Genomic DNA, 16,254 nt, shown 5'->3' on the forward strand with positions numbered 1-16,254 from the left:
TTCTATGCAATCGGTACCGGGAACGTTATCATTTTTTGGAAAAATCAGGATTTAGCTTCTTGGAACAAAAAACCAAGTGATAATGCCAACCTATTCTGACAGACTATCAATTTGGCAAATTTGAACTTTTCTACTTTTACCAGAAAAAAACATGGCACCGATTTGCCGGTTGCACAGAAAAGACATAAAAAAACCGGTCTCTCTGTAAATGTTTACAGAAAGACCGGATTTCTAACGCATTAAAATAACTATTTAACCGGTTTTCCTTCGCGGTCAAGTTCAACGACCTCAAATCCTCTGGCCGATATTTTATCCAGTAATTTCGTCTTATCGCCTACCAATACGATTACGAGGGCTTTTTCCTTCGGAAGATTTCCTGATGCCAGTTTGTTGACATCCGAAGCACTGAGTGTTTTCAAAAGCTGGTTCTGTTTCTCGGTGTAATCCTGTGGCAGATCATAAGTCTGGATGTTGCTCAAAAATCCCGTTTTCTGAAAACCAGTCTCATATTTTCTTGCTTCACTTTGCGTAATTGAACTTTGCGTGAATGCGAGTTCTTCGGGAGTCATCCCTTTGGTTTCGAAATCAGTGATGATTCTTAACACATCAACGAGTGCGCTATCTGTGGCTTCCGCTTTTATCCCGGAAGTAAAAGTATAGGTTCCGGTGTATTTGTCGCCTGCAAAATAAGAACGGGCGCCATAAGTCCAACCCTTATCTTCACGAAGATATAAATTCAGACGACTGTTGAAAGCGGCACCTAAGGGATAATTCATCACATTGGATTTGTAATAATCGCCAAGCGCATCGTACTTCATGTCAGTAACTTTCCCTACTCGAAATTCCGTTTGTGCGGCATTGGGAACATCTACAAAATATACCTTTGTTTTTTCAACTTTCGGAGCGGAAGGGAAAGCCGGGAATGTGATTTCATTGCCAGGCATTTCATTTAGGAATGTAAGTTTTGATAAGATATCTTTTTCAGTGACATCACCAACGACCACAATCTCCGCATCTTTTCGCGAGAATTTATTTTTATAGTAATACGCTACATCAAATAGTTTGATATTATTGATCGTTGCCTGAGAGCCTAAAGTAGAACGTCCAAGGGGATTTTCTTCACCCTGAAGCAAAGAATTGTAGACCAGGTTTGCCACAGTAGCGGGCTGGTTCAATGCATTTTTAATACTTTCAGAATATCGTTTCTGATTTCTTGTAAAATCCTGATCATTGAATGCCGGGCGAAGTAAACGTTCCTCCAAAAGCGCGATCGTTTTATCCAGATTTTTTGTCAGCGAACGTACCTGAACCTTTATTGCGTCGTCAGCTGCGTAGATGTCAATGCTGCTTCCGAGTTCGTCAAGTGCTACGGAGAATGCTTCTGAGGTATAATTTTTAGTATCTTCTCCCATCATCGCAGCAAACAAATTCGCCGTGCCGGATTTGGAAGCACTGTCCAGAAATGCGCCTCCCTTAAAACTTAACGATAAATAGACTGCGGGTACTTCATTCGCTGTGGTACCAATTATCTTGATATCGCCCATCTTGCCTTTCCACAATTCAGGCGCTTTTACAACAACCGCACTTGCCGGCGCAGGAATTTTGCTGCGGTCAAATTTATCTTTTGCTTTGTTGTATTTAAGCCCGGCATATCCATAATCAGGAGCCTTATAACCTGCCTGAGAAATGGTGTAGTTGTCGTCAGCGGCCTTGTTATCCTCATTTCCTTTGGTAAGAATACTCAAAACCACAGCATGTTTACCCTTGATATACTGGTTGTAAACACGCATCACATCTTCCTTAGTAACAGAAGCGTAGTCTTTCAGGAACTTGCCAATGTAATTTGGATTCCCTGTGAAAGTGTAAAAACTGGCAAGCTGCGAAACTTTGCCTGAAACGCTTTCAAGACCATAAATAACATTCGCTTCGCTCTGGCTTTTGAACTTGGAAATATCCTGATCGCTCACGCCACGTTTTTCGAATTCCACCAAAGTTTCACGAATCGTTTTTTCGATATCAGATAGTTTTTGTCCGGGATAAGGTATAACACGAAAACCAAATTCACCGGATAACTCACTCGTGCTGTTATTCACCGACATATTGACCGCCTTGTTAGCCTTGATCAGGTTTTTATACAAAAGTGAATTATTTCCCTGACCTAGTATTTCAGCGAGGCAGTCCAGTGCCGGTTCATCTTTACTATATGTCGGCGTTGTTGGATAGACCATATAATACATCGGCAATTTGGCATAGTTGTCGGTGTAGGAAACATAGCGGTCTTTTTCCAGAACAGGAGCGGGAAGCACGACTGGTTTAACGGCTGGACCTTTCGGTATCGGGCCAAAATATTTCTCAGCCCAGGCAAGAACCTGTTTTGGATTCACATCGCCACCGATCGTTACAACTGCGTTGTTCGGCCCATACCACCGAAGAAAAAAGTTTTTCAAGTCCACAGCTGCAACACGGTTCAGATCTTCGATATATCCGATCGTCAGCCAGCTGTAAGGATTTCCATAAGGATATAGATTTTTAGAGACCATTTCCCCGGCCAGCCCGTAGGGACGGTTATCATAATTCTGCCCACGCTCATTTTTAACCGTAGCACGCTGCACCTCGAATTTTTTCTGCGTTACGGCATCAAGAAGAAAACCCATCCGGTCAGCTTCGAGCCATAACATTTTTTCCACCTGATTTGCCGGGATTGTTTCAAAATAATTCGTCCGGTCGCGGTTGGTAGTTCCGTTCAAAGTTCCGCCGGCTTCGGTGATCAGCTTAAAATGTTGTTCATCATCCACATGGTCCGAGCCCTGAAACATCATGTGTTCAAAAAAGTGCGCGAATCCCGACTTCCCTATCTCTTCACGGGCCGATCCCACATGATAGGTAACATCCACATGCGCGAGCGGGTCACTGTGATCTTCGTGGATCAGCAGCGTCAGTCCGTTCGGCAAAACATAACGCTCATAGGGAATGATGGTTTCGGAGCCTTTTCGAACGACCTTTTCAATTAATTTCGCCTGTCCGTTTACCGTAACAGGTACCTGCAAGTAAAACAAAGCGCTAACCGCAATGATCAGTTTTTTCATTTTTCAAACTGTTTTTAAAACTTGGAACATTTTATTTTTCCCAAAATGCTGATATGCTGATTATTGGAAACCACGCGTATCAGGAAATTGATTGGCTATTTCGGGTAAACCCGTTTTCGAAACGTAAGTTCTTAAATACTTTCGATTTTACACGCTATCGATCGGAAATTCATCAATAGATTAACCTGCCTCAGATTTATTTTCGCTTTGAGCCACCTTTCCTAGTGCAAAAAAGGCTTAATCTGATACGTCGGACCAATTTCCTATATCCAGAAAAGATATAATAGTCATTGACATGATACTTCGGAGACTTAAAAGAAAAAACAGTTTCAATTTAGCGACTACCGCTGACCACTAAATGAAACGTCCAAAGCAGCTAATGCAGTCGGATCATCAAACCATTTCCCTTTATTTCCAGTAAAAAAAATAAAAAAGATGAACATTCCATTTTATCATTGATAACAAAAAAAATGTTGCCAGATAATAAATCCGGCAACACATTGGTTTGGTGACGAAGAGAAAATTATTCAACAATGACCAGATCATGATCCTGCTTGAACAAATCCCCATTGTACCTGCGCCCTGGTCTTCTATCCAAAAAATGTTTTAATCTAAACCTTGTTTGTTTTCCTGAGAGCGGTGTCAATAATACTGATGCGGCGAAACCATAGGCGGCAGCAAGTACGATTCCTGCAACAACTGCCCCCGGAGAAAGTGATTCTTTTGATCTGTTATTTTTTGCGTTCATAGTGCTGATATTTATTTATGGTTGCTATGCTAAAAGCATGCCATCAATTTTTATTTGAAGTATGCTACCGGTATCGATTCTTTTTCACTGATCAGAATTAGAGGCAGTTGCAGCAATTCCGTTAAAGTTACTTTCACTACATTTTTTGATTATTAAAAAATATTTGGCGATTCATAAAGTAAAAATTATTGTGGCGCGTCTACCCTAAAAATCAGTAGAAATAAATCAATCAGTTTAAAATTAATTAAGACAAATAATGAAAAATAAAGCTCGTTTTATATTTCCCCGACTTATCGGCGCAACTGTAATCGTAGGCCTTGCAGCGCTTATCGTTACTACTTTATTCAAATTGTTACTAGGCACACTATTCGTGGCGGGTGCGGTGATGCTGGTAAAACGCCTTCTGTTCAATGACAGACAGAACATGTCGGTACCGCATGAATTTCAAAATTACCACGGTGGTATCACACCACTTGGCAACCATTACGGTATGGCCAGCCAACCAATCGTAGTTTCGCCAAAGTTTTCTAAATCATCAACCATTATCCCTATCAACTAGTAAAAAATCGCCGGGTCACATTGGTACGGTGGAGGTTCATTAAATTATAAATATTTCATTCAGATTAAATTTTAAGATCATGTATAATCAAGCAAAAACAGATTCACAAAACGAACAAGGATTCAGATATAATGGCCACGGGTGTGGTAACGGTTTCAAAAGCAAATTCGCTGAACATTTTGCTCGCAAGGGGCGTTTTGATAAAGTTTTCGGTGGGCAATTTGCAAATCGTAAAGCGGCCAACATACAGGAAAATGATTCCTCTTTTATAATTTCGCTCTACGCTGCGGGACTGAATAAAAGTAATTTCAAGATTTCAGCAACTGAGGATATCCTGACTATATCCTATTCAGCTCCAAAAACGCAGGAAAATGATGGAGTCAGTTTCAGCCATCAGGAGTACGAATTCGGCAGTTTTGAACGCTCTTTTCAGTTAAACGGTAAAGTTCTGACAGACAGCATTAGCGCGACATACATTGACGGCGTGTTGATTGTAACCTTGCCAAAAAATCCGGCAACGAATATTCCCGCACAAGAAGTGCCTGTAAGTTAATCTAACGGTGTTAGAAAATTGCATTCTGAGGCCTAAAATGCATTACTAACGTGATCATCTTCTAAAGAGCAAAGTTGGTTCTAGTTATTTAATAACCGGAACTAACTTTGCTTTCGTTATACTTACCACTTATATAACGCAACCAAAGTCATTTTTTCCAAACCAACTCATTACTCCAACTTTTGAGCATCGCCTTTAAACGTTTCCCACCACTTTGTTGAAATATAAAAAGGCGAAAGTATAGCGAATAAAAGCCACTTCATAATTTTGTCCAGCATGATCTTAACAGTTTAAATGTCAAAACAATATAACAAAAAGTACTAAATATTTCATTCAGCAATTTTTTTAAGCTCTAAAATTCAAGGCTGAGAATTTATTATTTGAATAAACGATTTGCGCGAGAAGCCGGCAGTTAAGAAAGTCTTCCTATCAATCGTTACCCATTCAAAAATCCCAGTATCCAATCGATTTACTGTATTAAATCAAAAAATAATTGCAATTTTGGATTGCTATCAAACTACAATTATCTGTGATGATTAAATCAATTTTACTGTTTTTGAGCTTTATAATTGTTTCGTTTTCTTCGGTTGCACAAACGGAAAAATCGACTTATTTTCCAGATGGGACTAAAATTCCAAACTGGTTTTCGGACAGTTCAAAAATTAATATTAACGATCTTGGCAGGCAATTCATCATCACCGACCATGGCGCGATAATGGATAGTACCGTTGTGCAAACAGCCGTTTTGCAAAAGATAATCGATAAGGCTGAGCAGCAAGGTGGTGGGGTGGTTGTTTTTCCCAAAGGTACGTTTTTAAGCGGAGCCCTGTTTTTCAAACCTAAAACTCACCTTTTCGTTTCGAAAGGTGCAGTGCTGAAAGGCTCCGATAAAATCGCGGACTATCCGATCATGGCCTCCCGAATGGAGGGGCAAAGTCTGGATTATTTCCCTGCACTGGTGAATGCGTATGGTGTCAACGGTTTTACAATCTCAGGCCAAGGCACCATCGATGGCAACGGACTGAATTATTGGAAGGCATTTTGGCAAAGGAGGAAGGAAAATCCTAATTGCACTAACCTTGAAGTTTCCCGGCCAAGACTGGTTTTTATCTGGAAAAGTAACGACGTGCAGGTGCAGGATGTTACGCTCCAAAATTCGGGTTTCTGGACGAGCCATTATTATCAGTGTAACAATATCAAAATCCTCAATGTGCGCATAACAGCACCACACGAACCCATTAAGGCACCAAGCACAGACGCGATAGATCTGGATGTGTGCAATAATGTGCTAATCAAAGATTGTTATCTGGCGGTCAACGACGATGCGATTGCGTTGAAAGGAGGAAAAGGACCATATGCAGATAAGGACCCAGGCAACGGCGGCAATTCAAATATCATGATCGAAGACTGTGAGTTTGGCTTTTGTCACGCGGCCCTGACCTGCGGCAGCGAAGCCATTCACAATAAAAATATCGTGATGCGTGACTGTCACATTACCAATGCGATGCGTGTGCTTTGGCTAAAAATGAGACCGGATACTCCGCAAAAATATGAATTTATAAGTGTTGAAAATATAGATGGGCAGGCGCATAGTTTAATTTATGTAAAACCATGGAAACAGTTTTTTGATCTGAAAGGCAGGAAAGATGTTCCGTTATCTTATTGTGATTACATCAGTTTGAAAAATATCAAGCTGAAATGCGAAGTATTTTTTGATGTGAGCCCAGGTGAATATGACAAACTCTCAAACTTTAAATTTGATAACCTCGATATTACCGCTAAAAATGCTTCGTACGACAAAACGGTTGGTAAGAATTTTACAATGAATAATGTAAAAGTCAACGGCAAAAACATTCAATAAACTAAAAATAAATCCCCCCTTACCAGAAAGTAAGAGGGGATTTTTAATTGAATCAAAACCTATTTCAGATCGAACCTGTCAAGATTCATCACTTTGTCCCAGGCTTTTACGAAATCTTTCACAAATTTTTCCTGAGCATCTGCACTTCCGTAAACTTCTGCGATTGCCCTCAATTCTGCATTTGAACCAAACACAAGATCTGCACGACTTGCAGTCCATTTCGGCTGACCTGTTGCCCTGTCAGTTCCCAGATAAAGTTCTTTATCTGCGGACATTGATTTCCATGCGGTGCTCATATCCAACAGATTGACAAAAAAGTCGTTGGTAAGCTGGCCTTCGCGACTCGTGAACACACCATTTTTAGATCCGTCAAAGTTGGCTCCCAAAGCGCGCATTCCGCCTACCAACACCGTCAATTCGGGTGCTGACAATGTGAGAAGCTGGGCTTTGTCAATCAGCAATGCTTCGGTAGACACTGAAAATTTGGCTTTTTTGTAGTTACGGAAACCGTCAGCCGCGGGTTCAAGATATCCAACCGATTCCACATCCGTTTGCGCTTGTGAAGCATCCATGCGCCCTGGTGTGAAAGGAACGTTAACAGAATGTCCGGCATCCTGCGCCGCTTTTTCTACACCGGCAACGCCCGCCAATACGATTAGGTCAGCCAGAGAAACCTTTTTACCCGACACTTGTGCATTGTTAAATTCGCTTTGCAGTCCTTCCAAAACTCCAAGTACTTTTTTCAGTTGAACCGGATTATTTACTTTCCAGTCTTTCTGAGGAGAAAGTCGCACACGCGCGCCGTTAGCTCCTCCCCGCTTGTCGGAACCGCGGAAAGTTGAAGCCGAAGCCCAGGCAGTAGATACCAATTCTGAAACAGACAGTCCTGAACCTAAAATTTTAGATTTTAAACCTGCTGCATCATTTTCATCGATCAAGGCATGATCCACTGCCGGAATCGGATCCTGCCAGATTAATTCTTCTGACGGAACATCCGGACCTAAGTATCGTTCACGAGGCCCCATATCACGGTGGGTCAGTTTGAACCATGCTCTTGAAAAAACGTCAGCGAATTCGTCAGGATTTTCTAAAAAGCGGCGTGATATTTTTTCATAGGCCGGATCAAATTTCAAAGCAAGGTCAGTCGTAAGCATGGTTGGAGCATGCTTTTTGGAACTGTCGTAGGCATCCGGGATGATATCACCGGCATCCTTGGCAACCCACTGGTGTGCGCCTCCCGGACTTTTGGTTAATTCCCATTCAAAAGCAAAAAGGTTCTCAAAGAAATTGTTGCTCCACTGAGTAGGCGTCGTAGTCCATATTACCTCCAATCCGCTGGTAATCGTATCCGCGCCTTTGCCAGAACCATAACTATTGCTCCAGCCAAAACCTTGGGCGTCCAGGTCAGCACCTTCCGGTTCTGCACCCACATGATCAGAAGGAGCAGCTCCGTGTGTTTTTCCAAATGTATGTCCACCCGCGATCAACGCCACAGTTTCCTCATCATTCATAGCCATACGGCCAAAGGTCTCACGAATATCTCTTGCAGATGCGATCGGGTCTGGATTTCCATCCGGACCCTCAGGATTCACATAAATAAGCCCCATGTGTGCGGCACCAAGCGGATTTTCCAGATTACGTGAATGGATATCGCGTCCCGGATTTTCATCTGAAACCAACACACCATCATCAGCAACGCCTGGCGAACCATCTGCATAACGCTTATCATTTCCCAACCAAGTTGTCTCCGCTCCCCAGTAAACATCCTCATCAGGCTCCCATACATCCGCACGACCTCCTGCAAAACCAAATGTTTTGAAGCCCATTGATTCCAGGGCCACGTTACCTGTAAGAATCAATAAATCTGCCCAGGAAATTTTCTTGCCATATTTTTGCTTGATCGGCCACAGTAATCTGCGCGCCTTGTCAAGACTTACATTATCCGGCCAACTATTCAGTGGCGCAAAACGCTGCTGCCCCGAACCTGCACCGCCGCGGCCATCACCTACACGGTAAGTACCGGCACTATGCCATGCCATACGAATAAACAAAGGACCGTAATGGCCAAAATCCGCCGGCCACCAATCCTGAGAATCGGTCATCAGTGCATGAAGATCTTGTTTAACTGCTTCCAGGTCCAGACTTTTAAAAGCTTCCGCATAGTTAAAGTCGTCTGCCATCGGATTGGACAAAGAAGAGTGTTGACGCAGAATATTCAGCTTCAACTGGTTAGGCCACCAGTCACGGTTCCGTGTACCTCCGCCAGCAACACTATGCTGCATCGTGCCATTGTGAAACGGGCATTTGCCGATATCGTTTGATTCGTTTTCCATTTTAATTAGTTCATGATTTAACAAACACTGGACTGCACCTAAATCGCTTGCAGACCATTAAAATTATAATATTCAAGATAATAATAACAATCGATTAATTTTATAATGAAATAGGTAAAATCTATTAAAAAAACGGAAAGTCTGATCAAATCCCATGATGACAATGAGTTACCAGTTCCTGAGTTGGTTTTATCACGGCAAAAACTAAGGTGATTAAGACAAAAATGATGATTAAAATTTTATTAGAAACGCAGGCTTGGATGATTTGGCAGATGATAAATTAAAATGTAGAACAAATAATTATGACAAGTAGAATTATTTTAGCTAATTGCACCCAACTTTTGCGTTTACTCCAGATGATGCGCCAGTTTCAGTGATTGACCTTCCTACTTAAAATTTAACTTTAAAGAAACTTACATTTAATGTATTTGCCCAACTAAGTTTATTAAGAATAATTTTTACCAAGGATAATCAAAAACAAAAGCAGGCATGAAAAATTTTTTCTATTTAGCAGTATTATTAGCGGCCATCTCATGCAACTCGAATGCGACCGAACCTGACCCGGTCGTTGCCATTGAGCACCAGGCACCTTTTGGCACAGACACAGTCGGTGTAAAACTTAAAAGTGTAACGTTCAACGGAAAACTGCTGATCGAATATGCTTATTCAAAAGGATATCTCAGCGGTTATAAAAAGTACGTTGCATTTTCAAAACCAAGATTTTTCCAGACAGGTATTTTCACAAGAAACGGTAGCGCCCCTCAAAAAGCGGAAGTTTTGGTTGCACAAATTACCCCTGAAACTGAATTTGTTTCTGAAAAACAGGATCCAAGAATTACTTTGCAATATGCCCCTGCCAAAGCGGACTCGATACGTGAAGTTACTGAACAGAACTTTTTGACTTCGTCTACGGTAAACAAAGTCTACAAGTTTAATAACGCCGGGTTTATTGTTGAGGAAGTTGCGAGCCCTTCTAACGGTGATGGTTATGTTGTGACGTATGTGAGGAATGGTGAGAACAACGTTTCGCAAACTTACAGAGTGGTTAAATCTCAGTCAGCGAAAACAAACAAAGTAGAATTTACTTACGACACGAAGCCAAATCCGTTCTTTGATCTGGGTATTGACTGGGAAGGAAATTTCACTAATTATGCGGTAAGCCCAAATAATCCGTTGATTGAAACGGTTTACAATGTAAATAACCGCGGCGTAAAATCAACTTATGTTTATGAATATCTTCCAAATGGTTACCCGAAAAAAATAACCATTACAAGAGGATTCATTAATGTTGATGGTGGAGAAGAGACGGACAGTCCGATTGTTTTAGACCTTCAATACTATTAGACACAATCTATTTTGAAAAAAAATCCCTGGCTGCAAATTTGCGGCCGGGGATTTTTTTTTCAAAACAGGAGACAGACTGGATACTTTACTTTTTCAGTCCTTTCCATTTTTCAATCAGCATATTGGCGATGATCTCATACCCTTTATCTGATGGATGTAATCCGTCATAAGTCATATTGATCGCTTCGGGCGGATATGGGTAGTCGTCGGAATCTGGATTGTATGGAACTGCCGTATAACCGGGATAGGTATAATTTTCATACTTGCCGGTTTGGGGATCTTTCAACCGTTTGAAGTTTACCATATTTTCCGGTGTCATACCACTTTCGTGATATAAATCCACGACCGGATAATTTTCGAGTTTTCCTATTTCAGCCACAGCATTCGCAAAATTTTCGAGCTCCTGCTCCTTTTTAGTCCTGTATGATCCGTAAGCATTATTTTTGGCATTATTGATATAAACAAAATCACCCCGCTGCATAGGAGTTATCAGGATGATCTCAGCCTCACTGTTAAGCTTTTTTAATTTGTTATTGATGATCCGGAATGCACCATAAACTGTGCCTGAACCGGTATTGTCTTTATAATCCGAAATGGTCCCCAATGTTTTCCCCTGCCACCAGTCGTTAGTCCCCAGAAATATTGTATAAACATCCGCCTTTACCAACCCGATAGATTCAATCTTTTCGGCTATGTTGATGGAGGTCCAGCCATTATGCCCCTGATTAACATACTCGATATTTTTAAATTTTTCCGAAATTAAGGTCAGATAACCTTTCGTTACCCTATTGCCGGTTTCGTCCTGATGGTCGTTTAGATAAGTAATGGAATCGCCAATGGCAACCCAGGTAATTTTTCTGGAAGCAGAGGCGACGGATATGCATATTAAGAGTCCAAAGAGAATTATTTTCTTTACGAAATGTTGACGATTGTCCATCTTGTATTTATTCATATCACTGGTTTTAAGATAAGATTTTACAGACTTATTCGAAAAATCTGTTTGAGTAAATAAATACAGTTTAATCTGTAAAATACTTGTTCGGAATCGTTTTTTACAAAATTGTTAACGAACATTTTTTTATAATAAGTAACATCAAATCAATAATATTATAGATATTTCGGTCTAAAAACGGTCCACCGGAACCTATCAAATTGTGACCAGAGGGCAACAATCCATATCACCTGTAAACCCCGATTCAATGAAAATAAAATTACTTGCGGCAATCGTTCTGATTTCTTGTTTAAGCTGTGAACAAAAAAATACGGCGGAAGAAAATTCGTTATCGCCAATTATGGGCACATGGAAACTGGTATCCAGTAAAGTGATTACAGGTAAGGATACAACGGTTACCTTCCCTATTCACAATCAGGAAATGATCAAAATTTTCAATGAAGATACGTTCGCATTTTTCAAGCACGATACCAATGGCGGCAAAGGAGATTCCGCTGTCTTTGACGCTGGCAGTGGAACTTACAAACTGAACGGACAGGATTATTCAGAACATTTGGAGTACTGCAATTACCGAGGCTGGGAAAATAGAGATTTCAGTTTTAAACTCCGTTTGCGTAACGATACATTGATCCAAACCGGGTTTGAAAAAATTGACAGTTTGAACATTAATCAGGAAATCGTTGAAGTCTATGTGAAGCGTTGATGATTGAGCTGTCAGGTATCCTTTTTGTTCTCTGACAGCTCAATATTATTTCGGATTATTTACGTAAAATGTATCAGTTGAAAAATATGTATCCTGCATTTTTGTAATTAAAAAACCAATGCCTGCTTCACCAAACTCATAATATATTCAAGGTTCGTGGTGTCGCGAATTCTGATCTCATAGTCACCATTTCCCCAATGCCCCACGTTGGAAACGTCCCTGCTCAACTGTTTAGGATCATCCAACTTTCCAATTTTCAGATTTATCCAGAATTTCAATTCCGACTTCAAAATCAGTATATCAGCAAATACCTTACCTTTTTGGGTAAATCCAATGACCATTTTCTGCGGTTTTATTTCAATATCAGCGCCCAGATTCAGTATGGCATTTTTATATATTTCGTACAACTCTACCGTCGTTTCACTCTTACCAAGTAAATGATCTTCTTCGGAATATGTTTTTATTTCTTTGGCCAGCTTACTGATTTCAGATCCTTCACTCTTCTGCATGGATCCGATACTCGGTGCAGATTTCGACTTCTTGATCTGATTAATCGTAATTACATCATGCTCAAATTGTTTAATTTCCCAAAGTTCTATCCCCAGATCTTTAAAATTGGTAGATTGCTTTTGAAAATCGGTAAACGATGGTGACACAAACAAAATCCGGCTTTGCGACCAGTCTACATCAGTACGTTTGAGATTTTCACCATGTACCTCGTTATACTCCACAATGAAGTCGGCCCGGTATTCCAGCATCAGGTTCAGATACGAAACGCCCTGATCAACTGCACTGTAATTCTGGCTTCGCTTGTATTCAATGATCACAAAGGCATTGCTCTCCGGGTCAAAAGCCAGGGTATCGATGCGGCGGCTCTGTATCGAAAACTCTGATTTGACAAGTTTTAAACTGCTGAGCAGTTCAAGGTTTTGTTCGAAGAGATCTTGGATTTCCCGTTCCAGTTTGAAGGGGATTTCTTTTAAAGTGGAAAGGGATTGTTTGTTGTTTTTGAAAATTTGCATAAAAATAAATTACCGTGATCCGGGCCCGTACAAGCCGGAAATAAAAATCACCCCCTCAACCCATTATAAACCCGCTTCAACATATACCCTTTTACCAACCCACCAAATTCCTGATCATCCATCATCTTTGAAAAGAGCTCCTGATTTTGTTCCATTCTGCTGATGAGTTTATCCATAAAAACATCTTCAAAACCGTATTTAAAGTTTGCCATCGTGTTATTTTGGGCTTGTTGTCCGAGTTTCGAATCGTTTAGCAGTTCGGCTTCGATCTGATCGAAAAAGAGTTTATCAGCCTCGTTAAATTCCGTATGAAACCGTTTGTTCAACACTTCAATAATCTCAGACAAAGCCGCTTTCTCTTCCTTGCTCATTCTGATTCCTGAAACATTTCCTCCGTCCAGACCGTATTCTGGCTGGTCTTCCATCAGAATGTTTACCTGGCTGATATGCTGCAAGCGATAGTATTCCAGTGAAACTTCATCGCCGAGCTGAAATCTGTCTTTGCTGTTTTTCGGAAGTGTTTTGAGCAGGAATTTCCCGTAAGTAAACAGCTTTTCCAGATCAATATCCGAGAAAGGCATGATCTGACTCAGGAAGGAATATAACCTGGTAAATGATTGTAAGGCGTGTTTAAAGTTTTCCTGCGATGCTGTTTCGGTTCCTTCAATTGTCGTTGTTTCGGGTAGCGCTTTGAAGCGATCACAAGCCGGATTGACAAAGGCATATAATTTTTTCTGCTCGCTCTCTGACAATTTCTTTCTGGATTTGAAATATACATTGCAGAAATTATCAACCTCGGTTTGCCAGATTACCTGGGCTTTTTCAAGCTCGTTTTTTAAATCATATAAATGGTTTGGATCAGTAGTGCTATCGACCGTTGTTAGCTCATAATATGGCTGGAACGAAGCCAGAATATCGTCTGTTTCGTTTGCAAAATCAAGTACAAAAGTATCCTCCTTTCCGGCAGACATGCGGTTCAGCCTTGACAAAGTTTGTACCGCTTTTACTCCCGAAAGCTTTTTATCGACATACATCGTATGCAGCAAAGGCTGATCAAAACCCGTTTGGTATTTGTCGGCAACCAGCAAAATCTGGTATTCATCCGTCCCAAACTTTTTTGGCAGCTCACTTTCCTTGAATCCGTTTAATTCCACCTCGGTAACGCCACTCGGATATTCATCATAAACCACTTTTCCTGAAAAGGCGACGATGGTTTTGATATCGGTATACTTCTGCTCCCTGATATATTTATCAAATTCTTCTTTGTAACGAACTGCGTGAAGCCTCGACCCGGTAACGACCATCGCTTTGGCTTTCCCTCCGATTTTTTTAGAAACAATCTGCCGAAAATGCTCAACGATCACCTCCGTTTTCTGTGAAAGATTATGCGGATGCAGACTTAAAAAACGTGCAATCGCTCTCGCTCCCTGTTTTTTATTAATGTCAGGATCTTCCTCGATCTGTTTGGAAAGCTTGAAATAGGTTTTGTAAGTCGTGTAATTTTTTAAAACATCCAGAATGAAACCTTCCTCTATCGCCTGTTTCATGGAATAAACATGGAACGGACGTGGTTTTCCGTCCGATGAGACGGTTCCAAAAACTTCTATCGTTTTAGGCTTAGGTGTAGCTGTAAATCCGAAGAAACTAAGATTGGTTTGCTTGCCGCGTGCCTGCATGGATTTCCGGATCTCATCTTCCGCATCCTCATCCAGACCTGAATAACTTTCGTCTTTTTCGGCTTGTTCCAAAGTACGGTCCGACAATACTTCTTTCATTTTCTTAGTCGCTTCGCCGCCCTGGGACGAGTGCGCTTCGTCGATGATTACGGCATATTTCCGGTTAGGCATTTCGCCGACTTTATCCAGAATAAAAGGAAATTTCTGTAAGGTGGTGATGATGATGTGTGAGCCGGAACTGATGGCATCCGCAAGCTGCTGCGAATCCTTATCAATTTTCTGAACGACGCCTTCTTTATGATCAAACTGGTAAATGGTATTTTGCAGCTGACTGTCCAGCACTTTACGGTCGGTAATGACGATGACGGAATCAAAAATGCGCTCGTTAGCAGTATTGTGCAAACTGGACAGACGATAGGAAAGCCAGGCGATGGAATTTGATTTTCCGGAACCTGCCGAATGCTGGATCAGATAATTTTTTCCTGCACCGGATTCGCGCGCATCCGCTGTCAGCTTCCGCACGACTTCCAATTGGTGAAAACGTGGAAAAATAATGGTTTCCTTAATTTTCCGGATACCGTTCAGTTCGTATTCCTCCGAACTGATGTGCATGAATTTTCCGATGATATCCATGAAACTATCTTTCACCCAGACTTTTTCCCACAAATAGGAAGTCCGGTAACCGTCCGGATTAAGCGGATTTCCGGCTCCGTTGTTATGGCCCAGATTGAAAGGAAGATAACGTGTATTCTTTCCGGCCAGCTTGGTCGTCATGAAGCATTCGTCGGCGTCCAGCGCAAAATAGACCAGACTTCTTTTTTTGAATTGAAAAATCGGTTCGGATGGCTCGCGGTCATACACATACTGATTTTGCGCGTCCTGAATATTTTGCCCGGTAAACTGGTTTTTTAATTCAATCGTGGCAATGGGAAGTCCGTTCAGCGACAAGACCATATCCAGTGAATTCCTCCCCTGCCGTTCGTAAAATAACTGGCGCGTTACGGCAAGCTGTTTGATCTTATATAATTCCTGCGACTGTACATTCAGCGTACTTTCCGGTTTGAAATAGGCCATTTTGAATTTTACGCCATAATCCGTAAAACCATTGCGTACCACATCCAGCGTTCCCCGCAGATCCAGTTCTTTAAGCAAACGGCTTAAGACTTTCAGCTCTACATCCGCTTTGTGAATGTTGCTGATTTTCTCCCATTCCTTGGGCTGAGATTCTCGCAGAAAAGCAAAAACATGATCCGGAAACAAACCAAGTTCCGCGTTAAAATCAGTAGAAAACCCTTTTATATAACCTCCTTTTTGCAACAGTTCTTCTTCAATGGCGGCTTCAAAGATTTTTTCAGTATGTATAGACATAAGTTGAGTTAAAGGAGGATGTTACTCGCAATTGACTAATATTTTTTTT

The 16,254-nt window shown here is 41.2% G+C and carries 11 protein-coding genes; 5 read left to right on the forward strand and 6 right to left on the reverse strand.

The window, feature by feature from the left end; all coding sequences use genetic code 11:
- Window positions 1-248: 248 nt before the first annotated feature.
- Window positions 249-3,086, reverse strand: coding sequence for a M16 family metallopeptidase (locus AC1XUO_RS09040; RefSeq protein ID WP_483329447.1), 2,838 nt, complete (start codon window positions 3,084-3,086; stop codon window positions 249-251).
- A gap of 523 nt (window positions 3,087-3,609) precedes the next feature.
- The gene (locus tag AC1XUO_RS09045) at window positions 3,610-3,834 is read right to left on the reverse strand and encodes a hypothetical protein (protein ID WP_483329448.1); all 225 of its coding nucleotides are present in this window, start codon (window positions 3,832-3,834) and stop codon (window positions 3,610-3,612) included.
- A gap of 256 nt (window positions 3,835-4,090) precedes the next feature.
- Here AC1XUO_RS09045 and AC1XUO_RS09050 point away from each other — a divergent pair, with 256 nt between their 5' ends.
- The 3 genes from AC1XUO_RS09050 to AC1XUO_RS09060 all read left to right on the forward strand — a co-directional run bounded on the left by AC1XUO_RS09050 (window position 4,091) and on the right by AC1XUO_RS09060 (window position 6,807).
- Window positions 4,091-4,393: a hypothetical protein gene (locus AC1XUO_RS09050; RefSeq protein WP_483329449.1), complete on the forward strand. Its 303-nt coding sequence runs from the start codon at window positions 4,091-4,093 to the stop codon at window positions 4,391-4,393.
- Between the two features lie 79 nt (window positions 4,394-4,472).
- Window positions 4,473-4,946 (forward strand): Hsp20/alpha crystallin family protein, encoded by a 474-nt coding sequence (locus tag AC1XUO_RS09055; RefSeq protein ID WP_483329450.1) that lies wholly within the window; start codon window positions 4,473-4,475, stop codon window positions 4,944-4,946.
- Window positions 4,947-5,478: 532 nt separating this feature from the next.
- Window positions 5,479-6,807 carry a rhamnogalacturonidase gene (locus tag AC1XUO_RS09060; protein ID WP_483329451.1) on the forward strand — a complete coding sequence of 443 codons (1,329 nt, stop codon included), beginning with the start codon at window positions 5,479-5,481 and terminating at the stop codon, window positions 6,805-6,807.
- A 59-nt stretch (window positions 6,808-6,866) separates the two neighbouring features.
- Here the strand turns inward: AC1XUO_RS09060 and katG are convergent, their stop codons facing one another.
- Entirely contained in the window at window positions 6,867-9,140 is a 2,274-nt protein-coding gene (katG, locus tag AC1XUO_RS09065; protein WP_483329452.1) for a catalase/peroxidase HPI, read from the reverse strand.
- 489 nt (window positions 9,141-9,629) lie between these two features.
- Here katG and AC1XUO_RS09070 point away from each other — a divergent pair, with 489 nt between their 5' ends.
- Complete coding sequence (locus AC1XUO_RS09070; protein WP_483329453.1) at window positions 9,630-10,484, forward strand: hypothetical protein; 855 nt, start codon at window positions 9,630-9,632, stop codon at window positions 10,482-10,484.
- Between the two features lie 85 nt (window positions 10,485-10,569).
- On the opposite strand, the gene AC1XUO_RS09075 is transcribed toward AC1XUO_RS09070, so the two are convergent.
- Window positions 10,570-11,436, reverse strand: coding sequence for an SGNH/GDSL hydrolase family protein (locus AC1XUO_RS09075; RefSeq protein ID WP_483329454.1), 867 nt, complete (start codon window positions 11,434-11,436; stop codon window positions 10,570-10,572).
- A gap of 247 nt (window positions 11,437-11,683) precedes the next feature.
- On the opposite strand from AC1XUO_RS09075, the gene AC1XUO_RS09080 reads away from it, so the two are divergent.
- Window positions 11,684-12,139 (forward strand): lipocalin-like domain-containing protein, encoded by a 456-nt coding sequence (locus AC1XUO_RS09080; RefSeq protein WP_483329455.1) that lies wholly within the window; start codon window positions 11,684-11,686, stop codon window positions 12,137-12,139.
- A gap of 107 nt (window positions 12,140-12,246) precedes the next feature.
- Here AC1XUO_RS09080 and AC1XUO_RS09085 read toward each other — a convergent pair whose 3' ends face one another.
- Both AC1XUO_RS09085 and AC1XUO_RS09090 read right to left on the reverse strand, forming a co-directional pair.
- A complete protein-coding gene (locus AC1XUO_RS09085) occupies window positions 12,247-13,161 on the reverse strand; it encodes an endonuclease NucS domain-containing protein (protein WP_483329456.1) in 915 nt (304 codons plus the stop codon).
- A 47-nt stretch (window positions 13,162-13,208) separates the two neighbouring features.
- The gene (locus AC1XUO_RS09090) at window positions 13,209-16,205 is read right to left on the reverse strand and encodes a type I restriction endonuclease subunit R (RefSeq protein ID WP_483329457.1); all 2,997 of its coding nucleotides are present in this window, start codon (window positions 16,203-16,205) and stop codon (window positions 13,209-13,211) included.
- Between the last annotated feature and the right edge of the window lie 49 nt (window positions 16,206-16,254).

Source organism: Dyadobacter sp. HNCC25DJ186, assembly GCF_056895235.1.